The sequence below is a fragment of the Streptomyces sp. NPDC060027 genome (genome assembly GCF_042737005.1).
In the GTDB taxonomy this organism is placed as follows: domain Bacteria; phylum Actinomycetota; class Actinomycetes; order Streptomycetales; family Streptomycetaceae; genus Streptomyces.
The window spans coordinates 1-16,296 of record NZ_JBHWVI010000205.1; the positions used below are offsets into that span (position 1 = coordinate 1).

14 protein-coding genes and 1 pseudogene are annotated in these 16,296 nt (G+C 72.9%); 6 read left to right on the top strand and 9 right to left on the bottom strand.

Features of this window, described 5'->3' with window-relative positions; genetic code table 11:
- The 5 genes from ACFWBT_RS34285 to ACFWBT_RS34305 all read right to left on the bottom strand — a co-directional run.
- Positions 1-1,498: DEAD/DEAH box helicase (locus tag ACFWBT_RS34285; RefSeq protein ID WP_385706880.1), on the bottom strand; the 1,498-nt coding region annotated here is incomplete at its 3' end.
- 132 nt (positions 1,499-1,630) lie between these two features.
- Positions 1,631-1,834: a cold-shock protein gene (locus ACFWBT_RS34290; RefSeq protein WP_261702157.1), complete on the bottom strand. Its 204-nt coding sequence runs from the start codon at positions 1,832-1,834 to the stop codon at positions 1,631-1,633.
- Positions 1,835-2,103: 269 nt separating this feature from the next.
- A complete protein-coding gene (hutH, locus tag ACFWBT_RS34295; RefSeq protein ID WP_266765831.1) occupies positions 2,104-3,642 on the bottom strand; it encodes a histidine ammonia-lyase in 1,539 nt (512 codons plus the stop codon).
- 154 nt (positions 3,643-3,796) lie between these two features.
- Positions 3,797-4,951 carry a diguanylate cyclase domain-containing protein gene (locus ACFWBT_RS34300; protein WP_385706881.1) on the bottom strand — a complete coding sequence of 385 codons (1,155 nt, stop codon included), beginning with the start codon at positions 4,949-4,951 and terminating at the stop codon, positions 3,797-3,799.
- A 98-nt stretch (positions 4,952-5,049) separates the two neighbouring features.
- Positions 5,050-5,877 carry an enoyl-CoA hydratase/isomerase family protein gene (locus ACFWBT_RS34305; protein WP_385706882.1) on the bottom strand — a complete coding sequence of 276 codons (828 nt, stop codon included), beginning with the start codon at positions 5,875-5,877 and terminating at the stop codon, positions 5,050-5,052.
- Positions 5,878-6,080: 203 nt separating this feature from the next.
- On the opposite strand from ACFWBT_RS34305, the gene ACFWBT_RS34310 reads away from it, so the two are divergent.
- Positions 6,081-7,988, top strand: coding sequence for a hypothetical protein (locus ACFWBT_RS34310; RefSeq protein WP_385706883.1), 1,908 nt, complete (start codon positions 6,081-6,083; stop codon positions 7,986-7,988).
- Between the two features lie 107 nt (positions 7,989-8,095).
- Here the strand turns inward: ACFWBT_RS34310 and ACFWBT_RS34315 are convergent, their stop codons facing one another.
- Together ACFWBT_RS34315 and ACFWBT_RS34320 are read right to left on the bottom strand one after the other, a co-directional pair.
- A complete protein-coding gene (locus ACFWBT_RS34315; RefSeq protein WP_356461366.1) occupies positions 8,096-9,178 on the bottom strand; it encodes an adenylate/guanylate cyclase domain-containing protein in 1,083 nt (360 codons plus the stop codon).
- A gap of 680 nt (positions 9,179-9,858) precedes the next feature.
- Entirely contained in the window at positions 9,859-10,725 is an 867-nt protein-coding gene (locus ACFWBT_RS34320; RefSeq protein ID WP_385706884.1) for a biotin--[acetyl-CoA-carboxylase] ligase, read from the bottom strand.
- 136 nt (positions 10,726-10,861) lie between these two features.
- Here ACFWBT_RS34320 and ACFWBT_RS34325 point away from each other — a divergent pair, with 136 nt between their 5' ends.
- Positions 10,862-12,454, top strand: coding sequence for an acyl-CoA carboxylase subunit beta (locus ACFWBT_RS34325; RefSeq protein WP_385706885.1), 1,593 nt, complete (start codon positions 10,862-10,864; stop codon positions 12,452-12,454).
- 30 nt (positions 12,455-12,484) lie between these two features.
- The gene (locus tag ACFWBT_RS34330) at positions 12,485-12,694 is read left to right on the top strand and encodes an acyl-CoA carboxylase epsilon subunit (RefSeq protein WP_266762109.1); all 210 of its coding nucleotides are present in this window, start codon (positions 12,485-12,487) and stop codon (positions 12,692-12,694) included.
- Here the strand turns inward: ACFWBT_RS34330 and ACFWBT_RS34335 are convergent.
- The gene (locus ACFWBT_RS34335; protein WP_385706886.1) at positions 12,691-13,857 is read right to left on the bottom strand and encodes an SGNH/GDSL hydrolase family protein; all 1,167 of its coding nucleotides are present in this window, start codon (positions 13,855-13,857) and stop codon (positions 12,691-12,693) included. The two genes, ACFWBT_RS34330 and ACFWBT_RS34335, sit on opposite strands and share 4 nt — an antisense overlap.
- Positions 13,858-14,029: 172 nt before the next feature.
- Here ACFWBT_RS34335 and mmpB point away from each other — a divergent pair, with 172 nt between their 5' ends.
- Together mmpB and ACFWBT_RS34345 are read left to right on the top strand one after the other, a co-directional pair.
- Positions 14,030-14,158, top strand: coding sequence for a morphogenic membrane protein MmpB (gene mmpB / locus ACFWBT_RS34340; RefSeq protein ID WP_266762105.1), 129 nt, complete (start codon positions 14,030-14,032; stop codon positions 14,156-14,158).
- Between the two features lie 159 nt (positions 14,159-14,317).
- Complete coding sequence (locus tag ACFWBT_RS34345; protein ID WP_385706887.1) at positions 14,318-14,938, top strand: Maf family protein; 621 nt, start codon at positions 14,318-14,320, stop codon at positions 14,936-14,938.
- 472 nt (positions 14,939-15,410) lie between these two features.
- On the opposite strand, the pseudogene ACFWBT_RS34350 reads toward ACFWBT_RS34345, so the two are convergent.
- A pseudogene (locus ACFWBT_RS34350) lies at positions 15,411-15,851 on the bottom strand (hypothetical protein); the annotation flags it as partial.
- A 354-nt stretch (positions 15,852-16,205) separates the two neighbouring features.
- Here ACFWBT_RS34350 and ACFWBT_RS34355 point away from each other — a divergent pair.
- Positions 16,206-16,296 (top strand): biotin carboxylase N-terminal domain-containing protein (locus ACFWBT_RS34355; protein ID WP_308427085.1); only part of this gene is annotated, 91 nt, incomplete at its 3' end.

Sequence of the window (16,296 nt, forward strand, 5' to 3'; positions counted from 1 at the left end):
GCTGGCGTCCCTGGCCGTCCGACCCGCCGCCCGTGCGCGTGGCCGTGCCGGCGACCGACGGCCGCCTGGCCCCGCCCCCGGTGGCACGCCGCGCCTTGGGCCGCGACTTCGGCTGCTCGGCCTGCTGCGGGACCTCGATGACGACCGGCACGCCGGAAGGCTCGCGGGCGCCGGTGAGGCGGGCGAGTTCCTCGTCGCTGGACTTGACCCGGGCGGTGCGCGGCGTGATGCCGGCGTCCGCCATCAGGAGGGTCATCTCACGCTTCTGCTCGGGGAGCACCAGGGTGACGACGCTGCCCGACTCTCCGGCGCGGGCGGTACGGCCGCCGCGGTGGAGGTAGTCCTTGTGGTCGGTCGGCGGGTCGACGTTGACCACGAGGTCGAGGTCGTCGATGTGGATTCCGCGGGCCGCCACGTTGGTGGCGACGAGCGCGGTGACCTGACCGTTCTTGAACTGGTCGAGGGTGCGGTTGCGCTGCGGCTGGCTGCGCCCGCCGTGCAGGGCGGAGGCCCGGACACCGCTGGCGAGCAGCCGCTTGGTGAAGCGGTCGGCGCCGCGCTTGGTGTCGACGAAGAGGATCACCCGGCCGTCACGGGCGGCGATCCGCGTGGCGACCGCCTTCTTGTCGGTCTCGTCGGCGACGTGCAGCACGTGGTGCTCCATGGTCGTCACCGCGCCCGCGGACGGGTCGACGGAGTGCACCACGGGGTCGGTGAGGAACATCTTGACGAGCCGGTCGATGTTCTTGTCGAGCGTGGCGGAGAAGAGCAGCCGCTGGCCGCCCGGCTCGACCTGGTTGAGCAGGGCGACGACCTGCGGCATGAAGCCCATGTCGGCCATCTGGTCGGCCTCGTCGAGCACCGTGATCGCGACCTGGCCGAGGGCGCAGTCGCCCCGCTCGATGAGGTCCTTGAGCCGCCCGGGGGTGGCCACGAGCACCTCGACGCCGCGGCGCAGCGAACCGGCCTGCCGGCCGATCGACATCCCGCCGACGGCCGTGGCGACGCGGAGGTTGACCGCGGTGGCGTACGGCGTCAGCGCGTCGTCGACCTGCTGGGCGAGTTCGCGTGTGGGGACGAGGACGAGGGCGAGCGGGTTCCTCGGCTCGGCCCGGCGACCGGCCGTGCGGGCCAGCAGGGCGAGCCCGAAGGCCAGCGTCTTGCCGGAGCCGGTGCGTCCCCGGCCGAGCACGTCGCGCCCGGCGAGGGAGTTGGGCAGGGTGGCGCCCTGGATCGGGAAGGGCTCGGTGACGCCCTGGGCCGCGAGGGTCTTCGTCAGGGCGGCAGGCATGTCCAGCGCGTCGAACGACTCGACGGCGGGCAGCGCGGGTGTAATGGTCTCGGGCAGGGAGAACTCCTGCGGCGGAGCGACCTTGCGGGCGCCACCGCGGCCCGCGCCCCGGCCGGTGTTGCGGCCGGCGCTCTTCGCGGAGCCGCCGGTCTGTGCGGCGCGTGCGTTTGCCGGCCGCTTACGGACGGGACGTTCGGATCGAGTCATGCTGGATCTGGATTTCCTTCCTGGGCCCCACGGACTGCACACACAGCGCTCACCACCTGCATGAGCTGTCACAGCGCGAGCCGGGCCCGCACCCGAAGGCGCGGGACCCGGCTCTGGAAAAGCGCGCTCGAACTAGGCGGGGAGAATGTTCTCCGCCTGCAGGCCCTTCTGGCCCTGCGTGACCTCGAAGGAGACCTTCTGGCCCTCGACGAGCTCACGGAAGCCGGAGCTGGCGATGTTCGAGTAGTGGGCGAAGACGTCGGGGCCGCCGCCGTCCTGCTCGATGAAGCCGAAGCCCTTTTCCGAGTTGAACCACTTCACGGTGCCAGTAGCCATGTTGTTCTCCTGAACAGGTAGTGGGCCCCCATCCGGAGATGCACCGGGTAATGCCGGAGATGCCGGTAAAACAAAACGCGCCTGCGGAGGATTCCGATCAGGCGCACAAAGTAAATGGGTACCAAAAACGTATCAATGAGACAGTAGCACACCCTGGGACGGGGGTGCGAGGCGGGGTGTGGGGGCCGGGGACGTGCCCGGCCCCCGTACGACACGCCGTCGCGTCCCGTCCGGACGCAGGATCTGGACGGGACGCGGCAGAGCGGGCTCTAGGCGAGCGGACCGGTCACCGGCTCGACCGTGGCCACCACGCGGCCGGCGCGCACGAACGCGTCCGCCGCCTCCAGGTCGGGGGCGAGGAAGCGGTCCGGGCCGGGGCCCTGGACGCCGGCCGCGCGCACGGCGTCGATGACCGCCCGCGACGCCGGGGCCGGGGTCAGTCCCTCGCGCAGTTCGATCGCGCGCGTGGCGGCGTACAGCTCGATCGCCACGATGCGGGTCAGGTTGTCCACGGCGGTACGCAGCTTGCGCGCGGCCGACCAGCCCATGGAGACGTGGTCCTCCTGCATGGCGGAGGAGGGGATGGAGTCGGCGGACGCCGGTACGGCGAGCCGCTTCATCTCGCTGACCAGCGCGGCCTGCGTGTACTGGGCGATCATCAGGCCCGAGTCGACGCCGGCGTCGTCCGCGAGGAACGGCGGCAGGCCGTGCGAACGGTTCTTGTCGAGCAGCCGGTCGGTGCGGCGCTCGGCGATCGAGCCGAGGTCGGCGGCGGCGATGGCGAGGAAGTCGAGGACGTAGGCGACCGGGGCGCCGTGGAAGTTGCCGTTCGACTCGACGCGGCCGTCGGGAAGCACCACGGGGTTGTCGACGGCGGAGGCCAGCTCGCGCTCGGCGACCGTGCGGGCGTGCGCGAGGGTGTCCCGGCCGGCGCCCGCGACCTGCGGGGCGCAGCGCACGGAGTAGGCGTCCTGGACGCGCGGGGCGTCGTCCTGGTGGTGACCGGTGAGCTCCGAACCCTTCAGCACGGCCAGCATGTTGGCGGCGCTGGCACCCTGGCCCGGGTGCGGGCGGATGGCGTGCAGCTCGGGGGCGAGGACCTTGTCCGTGCCGAGCAGCGCCTCGAGGGAGAGCGCGGCGGTGACGTCGGCCGACTTGTAGAGCGTCTCCAGGTCGGCGAGGGCCATGACCAGCATGCCGAGCATGCCGTCGGTGCCGTTGAGGAGGGCGAGGCCCTCCTTCTCGCGCAGCTCGACGGGGGTGATCCCGGCCTCGGCGAGCAGTTCGCCCGCGGGCCGCACGACACCGTCGGGACCCTCGGCGTCCCCCTCGCCCATCAGGGTCAGGGCGCAGTGGGAAAGGGGCGCCAGGTCACCGGAGCAGCCGAGCGAGCCGTACTCGTGCACGACCGGGGTGATGCCGGCGTTCAGGATGTCCGCCATGGTCTGCGCGACCTCGGGACGCACACCGGTGTGGCCGGAGCAGACGGTCTTGAGCCGCAGGAACATCAGCGCGCGGACGACCTCGCGCTCCACGCGCGGGCCCATGCCGGCGGCGTGCGAGCGGACGATGTTGCGCTGCAGCTGGGCGCGCAGTTCCGGGCTGATGTGCCGGCTCGCCAGGGCGCCGAAGCCGGTGGAGACGCCGTAGACGGGCTCCGGCTTCGCGGCCAGCGCTTCCACGATCTCGCGGGCCGCGGCGAGGGCCGCCACCGCCTGGTCGGAGAGCTCGATCCGGGCGCCGTCGCGCGCCACGGCGAGAACGTCGGACGCGGTCACTCCGGACGTCCCCACCACCACAGTGTGCATATCCATATTCAGGAGCGTACGCAGTGAATTCGATGATGTCACTAGTGGGTGGCCGGTTGACCCCTTACCTCGGCGTACGTCACAGCGGACGCCGGGGCCGCCTGACCGACAGGGCCGCCCGGACCGCCTCACGAGCCGGGCCACCCGCGTCCTCTCACGGACCGGGCCGCCCGTGCCGTCCCCGGAACCGGCGGCGTTCGCCCGCCGTGGGAGACGGCGCGTCCGCGAGACGTACGACGGGATCGTCGGGGCCCTCGCGCCCGGCGACCACGGGTTTCGCCGCGCGGACCGCCTTCGCCCGGTACTGGGCCGCGTCCGCCAGCCGGAACAGCCGGCGCGCCGACCGCACGGGGCCGATCGGGTCCTCGGTCGAGGCGACCCCGCACGCCACACCTTCCCCCAGCTCCAACTCGGCCGCGCGGCGGCAGAGTTCGTCGGCGATGCGGACCACCTCGTCGGCCGGCGGCCCCACCGCCACCAGACAGAACTCGTCACCGCCCAGCCGCGCGGCGAGGGTGCCGGGGAGCATGGCCCCGCACAGCGAGAGCACCGACCCGAACCGTTCCAGGAGCCGGTCGCCGACGGCGTGCCCCCGGGTGTCGTTGACCCGCTTGAGCCCGTTGAGGTCGCAGACGACGAGGCTGACCACGGATCCGTCGCTCCTGTGCCGCTCCACGGCCTCGCCGAGACGTACGTCCACGGCCCGGCGGTTGGCCAGTCCGGTCAGGGCATCGGTGTAGGCGAGGCGCCGGGCCTCCTCCAGGCGCTCGGTCTGGGCGATCCCGGCGGCGACGACGGAGGCGAGGACGGTCGCGAAGTCGGCGTCGGCCGGGCCGAAGACGGGGGCGCCGGCCGGGCGGGCCACGTAGAGCTCGCCCCACGCCCGCCCGTGCAGCACGATCGGCGCGACGACGCAGCAGCCGCGCCCGCGCCTGCGCAGGGCGGCCACGCGCTGGTGGCAGTACCCGGCGAGTCCGGCCGCCGGGCCGTCGGCGGTCTCGACCCAGGCGTTGGGCTCGCCGCCGCCCGCCCACCGCTCGTGCAGGAACTCGGTGATCTCCGGGAACTGGTGCACCGGATAGGCCTCCCCGTCGGGGAACTCGTCCTCGTCCGGGGCGCGGTCGCCCACGTTGACGAGCACCCGCAGCCGGCCGAGTTCACGCTCCCACACGGAGAGCGCGGCGAAGCTCCCGGTCAGCGCGTGACACGCGCCGAGCGCCGCGGCCCGCCACGACTCCCGCGGAGTGTGCGCCGCCGCCATCCCCTGAGCCAGCGCCACCACGGCCCTCAGCCGACTGTCCTCACCCATCACCCCAGGCTAGGGATATTTGCCCACATTTGGGTCATTGGTATGGCGAACAGGGGTCCGGCCCGGGAGGGCCGGCCAGGGGCGGCGGGCTACGAGGGCTACTCCCCCGGCCACTCCGGCTTGCGCTTCTCGTTGAAGGCGGCCACACCCTCGGCCCGGTCGCCGGAGAAGGCGACGGACCGCCAGGCCGCGTCCTCGACCTCCAGGCCGGCCCGCAGGTCGAGTCCCTGACCGAGACGCAGGGCTCGCTTGGCCGCGCGCAGCCCCACCGGGGAGTTCGCGGCGATCCGGGCGGCCAGGGCGAGTGCCTCGGCCCGGTCCTGCCCCGCCTCCACCAGCTCGTCGACCAGCCCCAACTCCCGCGCCTCGGCCGCCTCCAGACGCCGCGCCGAGAAGATCAGCTCGGCCGCGCGCGCGGCACCGACCCTGCGCGGCAGCAGCTGCGTACCGCCGCCGCCGGGGATCACGCCGACCGACACCTCGGGCAGTCCGACGACCGCCGTGCGGTCGGCCACGATCAGATCACAGGACAGCGCCAGCTCGAATCCGCCGCCCAGCGCGAAGCCGTGGACAGCGGCGACGGTCGGCATCGGCAGCTCCAGGACACCGGTGTACGCGGCTCGCGCGACCGGCCGCTGCCGCACCAGCTCGGCATCCGTGAACGAGTTCCGCTCCTTCAGGTCGGCGCCGACGCAGAAGGCGCGCTCATGGGTGGACGTCAGCACGACCACCCGTACTTCCCGGTCGGCGGCGAGGGCGTCGCAGGCACCGGCGATGGAACGTGCCATGTCCGTGGACACCGCGTTCATCGCCTTGGGCCGGTCGAGGACGAGCTCGGCGACGTGCGCGTGCCGCCGTACGGCGACGAACTCCCCGAACCTCCGCTCGCCCGGCTCCGTCCTCTGCTCCGCCCCTTGCTGCGCCATGACACCCTCCCGGTTAACGCGGGTTAACAATCGACGCCCCGATCATCGCAGCCGAGGCCGTTCGACGAAACCCGCCCCCTCGCCCCGTACCTCCTCGTTCGAGTGACATCCCGTCCAACTCCGGTTCGCGGGCCTCAAACCGCGCATAACCTGCGCACCGCCACAGCGCATTCGGGACGCCGGCACACCGGGGAGGGACGACCATGACGAACCGCGAGACACCGCAGGCCGGCAGCACCCGGCCGGACCCACGATCCACCGCCACGCGGCCGATGGGCCCGAGGCAGACCGGGGCGACTCCGCCCGACACCTCGCCCGGCTGCCCGCCGCCGGCCGGCACGGCGGGCCCGGTGCCGTCCCTCTCCACGAAGGTGGGCCCCCCGCGGTCCGGCTCCAGGACGACCGCGGCCACGGCGACCGGGGCCACCGCGGCGGCCGCCGCACCGGTCGGTTCCCGATGGGTCCGCGTCAAGCCGCTCAGCAAGGCGATGTCCGCCCCCACGCCGTTCAGCGCCACCGCGTACGGCGCGTTGAACGCGGGCTCCGTGCGGACCGCCACGGTGCGGACCGCCACCGTGAGGACGCCAGCCGCCGCGGCAGCCGCCCCGAAGGACGGCGTGACGGGATCCGCGACGGCCGACTCCGCGAAGGCGAGCGGTGCCGGCGCCGGGGTCACGACGGCCTCCCCCGCCGGGACCGGGCAGGTGAACCCCGGAGCCGAGGCGGCGGGGTCCACCCCGCCGGCGGCCACGAAGACCGCACCCACGTCGACCCGGCCGACACCGGCCGCCGACGCGGCCCCGGTCACGTCCGCGACCGCCGGCCCCGCGAACCACGGGGGCGTGAACGCGGAGGCTGCCGGTGCCGGACCGACGGCCATCGGCGCCGCGAGGTCGGGTGACCTGGGCACGGGGGCCACGAGGACCCTGCCGAGGCCGACCGCGGGTACGGGGAATACGAGGCCCACGGCCATCGGCGCCGCTGAGGCGGGCGAGTTCGGCGCCAGGGCCACGGGGGCCCTGCCCACAGCGACCACCGACGCCGGAAAGTCCGGACCCACCGCCGCCGGCACCACGAGGCCGGGTGACCTGGGCACGGGGGCCACGAGGACCCTGCCGAGGCCGACCGCAGGTACGGGGAATGCGAGGCCCACGGCCGCCGGTGTCGCGAAGGTCGGTGCTCCGGGTGACCTCGCCGGGGCGGCCGGACTCGCGGAGCCCGGCTCCATGGCGGCCGGGGCCGCGAGCGTCGGGGCCGGGCCGGGCCGGGCCGCGAAGATCTGGGGTACCGCACCCGGGGTGGTGACACCCGAGGGCACTGCGGGCACCCGGACGCGGGGAACCGGGGCCGCGGCAGGCACCCGGACACGCGGGGCCAAGGCTCCGGCGGGCGCTCAGGTGCCGGAGAGCGGGAGGAATCCCGCTGCTCAGGCGCGAGGGATCGTTCCGGCGCCGCGGTCGGCCGGCGTCCACGGGCCCGCGGACGTATCCGGCGACAACGACCCCGCTCCCGTCCGGCTCCGTACCGTCCGGGGGCGGCACCGTCGGCCCCGGCCGCGACGCGTGCTCTTCGCCGTCGGGGGATTCGCGCTCGCGGCGGGCGTGCTGAGCTTCGCCCGGATGACACCGGAGTCGATGACCGGGGGCGGCGCGACCCCGGAGACGGAGCCGGCCGCGACGGCGACGGACACGGACGCGGCGGGCGACGCCGTCACCACCGTCGAGGCCCTGCCCCCGTCCGCGCACCCCGGGACCGCCGCGGAGAGCGCCGCGGGGAGCGCCACAGGGAGCGCCGTGATGGGCGGGGAGAGCTTGGCACCCACCCCAGGGGTGAGCATGAACCCGACGTCGTTCCCGACGGCCCCCGCCGTGATCCCGGCGGCCCGCGGCGACGCCCCCGTCACCACCGCACCGGACAGCACCGGCATCCCCACGGCCGCCATCACGACTCCGCCGCCACCGGCGCCCACGTCCGTCCCCACCACCGCGGCCCCGCGGCACACCCCGCCCCCGACGACCCCCGCACCGGCGCCGTCGCACCAGCCGCCGAACGTGTGCGTCCCGATCGTCGGCATCTGTGTGAACGGGCTGCTGTCACCCGGCCACCAGTGACGCCCCGGGCAGGGCGGCACCGGGTAGGGCGGCACTGGGCAGGCACGCGCCCGCCGCGTGCGCGCCGCTCGACTCCACCGGCCTCGCATCGGCAGGTCAGGGCCGTACTAGGTCTGGTTGTCCCGGCGGGCCAGCAGCCACGGTTCGATGACGCCGAGTCCGCGGACGGGCCGCTGCCACATCGGCTGGAGCGCGAAGCGGTACGAGGGCGGTTCCTCGCCCTCCTTCTCCGCGGTGGCCGCGGCCTCGGCGGCCTCCGCCTCGGAGGCCGGAGCGTCGCCGGTGCGGGTCAGCTCCTCCGCGAAGGCACCGTCGACGAGGACGGCGTCGCGCGGAGCTATCGACGTGAGGCGGCTCGCCAGATTCACGGTCGTACCGAACACGTCGCCCATGCGTGTGGTCACCGTGCCGAAGGCGATGCCGACGCGCAGCTCCGGCATCGTCTCGTCGTTCGCCATCGTCTCGATGAGCCGCAGCGCGATCTCGGCGGCGACACCGGCGTCGTCCGCGGAGTAGAGCACCTCATCGCCCAGCGTCTTGATGAGCCGGCCCCCGTGCGCCGCCACCAGGTCCGCCGCCGTGGTCTCGAAGGCCTCGACGAGCTCGCCGAGCTCCTCCTCCTCCATGCGGCGCGTCAGCCGGGTGAAGCCGACCAGGTCCGCGAAGCCGACGGCCAGACGGCGGTCGACCATCTCCTCGTCGTCCGCCGCCTGCACGACCCGGCCGGTGGCGGCGGCGAGCTGGCGGCGCCAGACGTAGACGAGGAACTCCTCCAGCTCGGGCAGGAGCAGTTCGATCAGGGGATACGTGACCTCGGTGCGGGTCATCCCCGGCTCGGGGGGCTCGGTCAGACCCTCCAGGAAGGAATCGATCTGCCATTCGGCCAGACGGGCGGTGGTCTGCCCGGTGGACCGGGCGACCTGGACGGCCATGGCCTCGCTCAGCAGGCCCGCCTCGACGAGACCGGCGAGACGGCGCAGAGCGAGCACGTCCGCCTCGGTCAGCGCCTTGGCCTGGCCGATGTCGGCGAAACCCATCGCCCGCCAGAAGCGGGAGGCCAGCTCCATGGAGACGCCCGCGCTGCGGGCCGCCTGGAACGGGGTGTAGCGGCGCTCGGCGCCGAGGATGAGCCCCTCCAGACGCAGCGCCAGCGGGTCCTCACCGGAGTCCGGCTCGGCCTGCGAGTCCACCCGGCCGTTCGCCTCGTGCCGCGCGTCGGGCCGGACGTCCGGTCGCGCGTCGGTCCGGTCGTCCGGCCGTGTGTCGGTCCGGTCGTCCGGTCGTACGTCGGCCCGGTCGTCCCTGCGGATGTCGCTCCCCACGTCGGAATGGTCGTCCCTGCGGATGCCGGTTCCCGCGTCCGAGCGGTCTTCCGGGCGGTGGTCCTGGCGGCCCTCCGGACCGGTGCCGGTCCCGGCGCCGGGACGGGCGTCCTGCCGGGTTTCGCCGTCCGCGGCGGCCCGTGCGGGTGTCGCGTCCGTGACCGGCCCGGCGGTACGGCCCGGCTCGCCGTCGGGGGCGGGGTGGGCACCCGTGCCGGAGCCGGTGTCGTCGACGGTCACGCCTGCTGCCCTTCCGATCTGCCATGGTCAGGTATCGACCGCGCTCAACTCTACGGCAGGTGTGCGCTGGCTCACTCCCGATGCCGGGACCGAGGTCGGGGACGGTGCCGAGGTCGAGTGCACCACGTCGTTCCGCCCTCCGGCACACCATGTCGCACCGCCGGCGGACGCACCACGTCACACCACCCTCGGCCCCATCGCGTCACACCGCCCGTCGGCCCCTCGCCGCACCTCGGCCGGCCCGTCGCCGCACACCCCCGCCGGCCCGTCACGTCAGGCCGACCGCGGACCCAGCGCCTCACACCGCCTCACACCGCCCGCAGATGCACCACGTCTCCGGCCCCCACCGGCTCCTGCACGCCTTCCTCCGTGGCGATGACGAGCCGCCCGTCCCCGTCCACGGCCACCGCCTCCCCGACGATCGACCGGCCTCCGGGCAGCTCGGCCCGCACCTCGCGCCCGAGGGTCGCGCACCCGGCCGCGTACGTCTCCTGGAGGCCGGAGGCGGCGGGGTCGCCGCCCGCCGCGCGCCAGCGCTCGTACCACTGCTCCAGGGAGCGCAGCACGGCCCGCAGCACGGTGTCACGGTCCGTGGTCGTCGCGCCCGCCAGCGCCAGCGATCCGGCGCCGGGCACCGGCAGCTCGTCCTCGCGGAGCGAGACGTTGATGCCGATGCCGACGACGACCGCGTCGGTGCCCGCGCGCTCGGCGAGGATGCCGCCGGCCTTGCGCTCCTCGCCGTCCACGGTGACCAGCAGGTCGTTGGGCCACTTGAGTGCCGTGTCGACCCCGGCGGAGCGCGAGAGCGCCGTCGCGACGGCCACGCCGGTGAGCAGCGGCAGCCAGCCCCAGCGTTCGACGGGAACACCGGTGGGCTTCAGCACCACGGAGAAGAAGAGGCCGGAGCGGGCCGGTGCCGTCCACTGGCGGTCCAGACGACCCCGCCCGGCGTTCTGTTCCTCGGCGACGAGGACCGCGCCCTCGTCGGCGTTCTCCTTGGTGACCAGGCCGACCAGATCGGAGTTGGTGGACCCGGTGCGCTCCACCACCTCCACGTCGCACCACAAGCCGTCGTCACGGACCAGCGCCCTGCGCAGGGCGGTCCCGTTCAGCGGCGGACGGTCCAGGTCGGACCACCGATTGTCGTTCGCGTCTGCTGCATCTCGCGGCGTCATGCAACCCACCCTAGGTGTGGTAAACGCCGCACTGCCGATCGGTAGGCACACCACTACGCTACGGATGAGTAGCAAGCCCCCCTTCTGAGCACCTCACTCTTACGTCCCCTTAGAGCAGGCAGGGAGCCGCACCCCGATGTCCGAGCCGGAAGAGCTGCAACACCCCGACATCCACACCACCGCGGGCAAGCTCGCGGATCTGCAGCGCCGCATCCAAGAGGCGACGCACGCCGGCTCGGAGCGCGCCGTCGAAAAGCAGCACGCCAAGGGCAAGTTGACGGCTCGTGAGCGCATCGAACTGCTGATGGACGATGGTTCCTTCGTCGAGTTCGACGAGTTCGCGCGGCACCGCTCGACCGACTTCGGGCTGGAGAACAACCGCCCGTACGGCGACGGCGTGGTCACCGGCTACGGCACGGTCGACGGCCGCCCGATCGCCGTGTTCTCCCAGGACTTCACCGTTTTCGGCGGTGCCCTCGGCGAGGTCTTCGGCCAGAAGATCATGAAGGTGATGGACTTCGCGCTGAAGACCGGCTGCCCGGTCATCGGCATCAACGACTCGGGCGGCGCGCGGATCCAGGAGGGCGTCAGCGCTCTCGGCATGTACGGCGAGATCTTCCGCCGCAACGTGCACGCGTCGGGTGTCGTCCCGCAGATCAGCCTGGTCGTCGGCCCGTGCGCGGGCGGCGCGGTGTACTCCCCCGCCATCACCGACTTCACGGTCATGGTCGACCAGACCTCGCACATGTTCATCACCGGTCCTGACGTCATCAAGACGGTGACGGGCGAGGACGTCGGCTTCGAGGAGCTGGGCGGCGCCCGCACGCACAACGCCGTGTCGGGCGTGGCCCATCACATGGCGGGCGACGAGAAGGACGCCATCGAGTACGTCAAGCAGCTGCTGTCGTACCTGCCGTCCAACAACCTCAGCGAGCCCCCGGTGTTCCCGGAGGAGGCGGACCTCACCCTCACGGACGAGGACCGCGAGCTGGACACGATCGTGCCGGACAGCGCGAACCAGCCGTACGACATGCACTCGGTGATCGAACACGTCCTGGACGACGCCGAGTTCTTCGAGACGCAGTCGCTGTTCGCGCCGAACATCCTCACCGGCTTCGGCCGGGTCGAGGGTCACCCGGTGGGCATCGTCGCCAACCAGCCGATGCAGTTCGCCGGTTGTCTGGACATCGACGCGAGCGAGAAGGCCGCGCGCTTCGTGCGGACGTGCGACGCGTTCAACGTGCCCGTCCTCACCTTCGTGGACGTGCCCGGCTTCCTCCCGGGCGTCGACCAGGAGCACACGGGCATCATCCGCCGCGGTGCCAAGCTGATCTACGCCTACGCCGAGGCGACCGTCCCGCTGATCACGATCATCACCCGCAAGGCCTTCGGCGGCGCGTACGACGTCATGGGCTCCAAGCACCTGGGCGCCGACCTCAACCTCGCCTGGCCCACCGCGCAGATCGCCGTGATGGGCGCGCAGGGCGCGGTGAACATCCTGCACCGCCGCACCATCGCGGCCGCCGAGGACCAGGAGGCCACCCGGGCCCGCCTGATCCAGGAGTACGAGGACACCCTGCTGAACCCGTACACGGCGGCCGAGCGCGGTTACATCGACGGCGTGATCATGCCGTCGCAGACCCGCTCCCACGTCGTGCGCGGCCTGCGTCAGCTGCGCACGAAGCGGGCGTCCCTTCCGCCGAAGAAGCACGGCAACATCCCGCTCTAGTCCCCGCAGACCCGGATCCTGGGAGCAGACATGACGATCAAGGTCGTACGGGGCAACCCGACCCCGGAGGAGCTGGCCGCCGCACTGGCGGTGGTCCGCGCACGCGCCGCGGCGGTGGCATCCGCCCCGTCCGGCGCGTCCGGGTCGCGCGACTCCTGGTCCGACCCCGCCCGCATCGCCGCGCACCGGCTTCCGCGGCCGGGCCCGACGACCTGGGGCCGCAGCTACTGGCCCGGCTAGGCCGGACGCAGGGCCGACAGGCCCTGGAGCACCTTCGCGACGGCTTCGGCCATCACCGCGTACCCCGCGTCGTCGGGGTGCAGGTGGTCGCCGAAGTCGTACGCCGGGTTCAGCCGGTCCGGGTCCGCCGGATCGGCCAGGGCGCGGTTCAGGTCCACGACCGCGTCCCACTCTCCCCGCGCCGGGTCGCGGATCCACGCGTTCACCTCGTGGCTCACCTTCGCCGCGTGCTCGCCCCAGTGGTCGGAGCCGCCGAAGGGCAGCAGGGTCGCGCCGATCACCCGGAGCCCACGGGCGCGGGCCGCGTGGATCAACATCCGGTATCCGGCGATGAGTTCATCGGCCTCGACCACCGGAGCCGGCCGATACGTCGGCTGTTCGTCCGTCTCGCTGAAGCCGATGTCGTTGACGCCCTGGAGTACGACCAGTGTGTCCACGCCCGGGTGGTCGAGGACGTCGCGGGTGAGCCGGTGGACGCCCTTCTCGCCGTACCAGGCGGAGTCGTTGAGCAGCAGGTTCCCGCCGATGCCCGCGTTGAGGACGGGCCTCCCGGTGCGTTCGGCGAGCGCGTCGGACCAGCGCCGGTCCGCGCCCGGGGTGGAGCCGAAGCCGTCGGCGATGGAGTCGCCGAAGAGCGCGATCCCGTCCTCGCGTCCGCCCGTGTCGACCTCGACGGCGGACAGGAAGTACCAGGATTCGGTGTCCTGTGTGAAGCCGTGTCCCGCGAGGTCGTGGAGGCGGTCCCCGGCACCCCGGTAGCTGGTCGCGAACGCCTGCGCGTGAAACGTGGCGGGCCCCGTGACGGCGTCGAAGTGCAGGGTGACGGTCACCGACTCCCTTGATTCCAGGGGGAGTTCGGCGGGATCACTGACGAGGTGGCCGTGCGCCGGGATCTCGGCGGAGGCGGCCCCTCCGAAGGTGAGCCGCCGCACCGAGCCCGCCTCGACGGCCGCCCCGCGGGCCGTACGGGCGACGGTGGCGCCCGCGACGCGCAGCGGCGAGGTGCCGTAGGCGTTGGAGAGCCGGACGCGGAGCCGGCCGCCGCCCGCGGTGAGGCGGACGACCTGGCGGAGCGACTGGCGCCAGAAGCCCTCGCGCGACCAGTTGGGGGTGAAGCCTTCACTGGGGAGCTGGGGCGATGCGGTCCAGGCGGTGGTGAACATGGCGATTCCCTCTCCTGCCACACAAACGGGTCTGGAGTTCCTTTAGTGATAGCCATGACGGTACCAGGCCCGGACGCGCTAAAGAAACCCCAGACCCATTTACACAGGTTGCCCGCAAGTTGAGTACGCGTACTCAGGCGCGCGGCCGTCCCGCCGTCGCACGATCGACGACATGCTGTGGTCCGATCCGGAGAACGAACCTCCCAAGGAACTCCGCGACATGCAGGACATGTTGCGACGCCTGGGCGTTCTCATGGCGCTGGCCATGGTGGTCGCGATGATCCTGCTGGGCATCCGCTGACCCGGCCCGGCGCCCGACGGCGGCACCCCGCGCCCGACGGCCGCCCGGCCGGGCTTTCCGCCGGTCCGGACCACGCCCGGCACCGGACGGCCCCGTCCCGCCCGCGTCGAGCGAACGGCGGCCGAGGCGAGGGCCGATCGGCGCCGATACCCTGATCGCATGACCGATCAGCCGCGCCGCCGCCTCGTGCTCGCCTCGCAGTCCCCCGCCCGGCTCAACCTGCTGCGGCAGGCCGGACTCGCCCCCGAGGTGATCGTGAGCGGGGTCGACGAGGACGCCGTCACCGCGCCCACCCCCGCCGAACTCGCCCTCGCGCTCGCCGAGGCGAAGGCCTCCGTCGTCGCCGCACGCCCCGAGGTCCAGGGCGCGCTGGTGATCGGCTGCGACTCGGTGCTGGACCTGGACGGCGAGGCCCTCGGCAAGCCCGCGGACGCCGAGGAGGCCACCGCGCGCTGGAAGGCGATGCGGGGCAGGGCGGGCACACTCCAGACGGGACACTGCGTCTGGGACACGACACAGAAGCGGTGGGAGTCCGCCACCGCCTCGACCGTGGTCCGCTTCGGCGAGCCGACCGACGCGGAGATCGCCGCGTACGTCGCGTCGGGCGAACCCCTCCACGTGGCGGGCGCGTTCACCCTCGACGGCCGCTCGGCGCCCTTCATCGAGGGCATCGACGGCGACCACGGCAATGTCATCGGCATCTCGCTGCCGATGGTGCGCAGGCTCCTGGGCGAACTGGGCGTCGGCATCACGGAGTTGTGGACCCCCCGGGACAAGTGAGAACCGCGGCGGCGACCGGAGGGCCGATCGAACACCCGGGATGCCTGGGCAACGGGCATTCGACCTGGCCGAGTCGACGACCCGACGGCCGGACAGCCGGGAACCCTCGACGGACCGGCCGACGGGACGAGGAGGGTCGACCGACCGGGGCGTCGTTCGAAGGCTCAGTCGACCGGGTGGACAGCCGGCCTGGCCGGCCCGAAGAGGCGGCCGGTCGGGACGTCTGTCGGCCTGCTCGGCGAGTTCGGCTCGCCCGGGGAGTTCGGCTCGCCCGGGAGGGCCGTCAGGTGGTCGAGGGGGCGGGCGGCGCCGTGACGGCGGCCTCCTCTTCACCGGCCCTCTTCGCGTCCGCACCCTTGCCCAGGTCGACGCGCTTCCCTTCGTCGGCACGATGACCTTCGTCGACGGGCTCGCCCGCCTCGACAGGCGTGTCCGCGTCGACGGGCTTCCCCTCGTCGACGCGCTCCCCTTCCCCGTCGCCGTTCCCGACGCCCTGCGGCGCGGCGCCGACGGGGCCCGTCTCCCGGCGGTCGTACGCCAGGAGGGTGAACACGATCAGGCCGAGCACGACCATCATGAAGGTGAAGGCCCCCCAGCCCACCAGGCCCACCGTGAAGGCGCCGAGCAGGGCGTGCACCACGGCGGCGCTGACCAGCAGGACACGCCCGAGGAGGCCCGGCGCGCGGTCGCGGAGCGCGACCAGCAGGGCGGACACGGCACAGGCCGCGAAGTAGAGCCCGAAGACCAGTCCGCCGACCTTCGAGGACACCGACATCATGTCGGAGTCGAGCCCCGCCAGGGACATGTCCTGGCGGTCGACGACCACTCCCAGGAACCAGTTGAGGAGTGCGATACCGATCGCCTCCACGAAGAGCACGATCGCCGCCACCCATGCCACCGGTCTGCGCACCACCGGCCCCACCCACTTCCGCGTGCTGTTACCCCAAGTACGTCCGAGACATCCCGAACGCTACTAACGGGTAAACCCCGGGACAAGGGTTCTGCCGAGGGCAAAGAATCATTGGGCCATTCGTAGGGACTCGACAAAGAATCGTTGTGGGCCGCAGCACGGAGTCACAGAGACCTTGGCCACATCGGAGGGCTAGGGTTCAGGGAGGGATTCCCGCGTGCCTTGGCACGACAAGGGATTTCGCGGGTAGGGCGAGCCTCGTATCACGCTCCGTGTGGGCAAGCTCACCACTAGGGACGGGTCGAAACGTCGTGTTGGCTGTCCCTAAACTCGGCTTGTTTCAAGGAGGGAGCCATCGTGCGCAAGGTGCTCATCGCCAACCGTGGCGAAATCGCTGTCCGCGTGGCCCGGGCGTGCCGGGATGCCGGGATCGCGAGCGTTGCCGTGT

Coding starts and splice junctions, on each gene's coding strand:
- hutH (WP_266765831.1), bottom strand. CDS start 3,642: ATGCACACTGTGGTGGTGGGGACGTCCGGAGTGACCGCGTCCGACGTT.
- ACFWBT_RS34325 (WP_385706885.1), top strand. CDS start 10,862: ATGTCCGAGCCGGAAGAGCTGCAACACCCCGACATCCACACCACCGCG.
- ACFWBT_RS34320 (WP_385706884.1), bottom strand. CDS start 10,725: ATGACGCCGCGAGATGCAGCAGACGCGAACGACAATCGGTGGTCCGAC.
- ACFWBT_RS34330 (WP_266762109.1), top strand. CDS start 12,485: ATGACGATCAAGGTCGTACGGGGCAACCCGACCCCGGAGGAGCTGGCC.
- ACFWBT_RS34290 (WP_261702157.1), bottom strand. CDS start 1,834: ATGGCTACTGGCACCGTGAAGTGGTTCAACTCGGAAAAGGGCTTCGGC.
- ACFWBT_RS34305 (WP_385706882.1), bottom strand. CDS start 5,877: ATGGCGCAGCAAGGGGCGGAGCAGAGGACGGAGCCGGGCGAGCGGAGG.
- ACFWBT_RS34300 (WP_385706881.1), bottom strand. CDS start 4,951: ATGGGTGAGGACAGTCGGCTGAGGGCCGTGGTGGCGCTGGCTCAGGGG.
- mmpB (WP_266762105.1), top strand. CDS start 14,030: ATGCTGTGGTCCGATCCGGAGAACGAACCTCCCAAGGAACTCCGCGAC.
- ACFWBT_RS34310 (WP_385706883.1), top strand. CDS start 6,081: ATGACGAACCGCGAGACACCGCAGGCCGGCAGCACCCGGCCGGACCCA.
- ACFWBT_RS34335 (WP_385706886.1), bottom strand. CDS start 13,857: ATGTTCACCACCGCCTGGACCGCATCGCCCCAGCTCCCCAGTGAAGGC.
- ACFWBT_RS34345 (WP_385706887.1), top strand. CDS start 14,318: ATGACCGATCAGCCGCGCCGCCGCCTCGTGCTCGCCTCGCAGTCCCCC.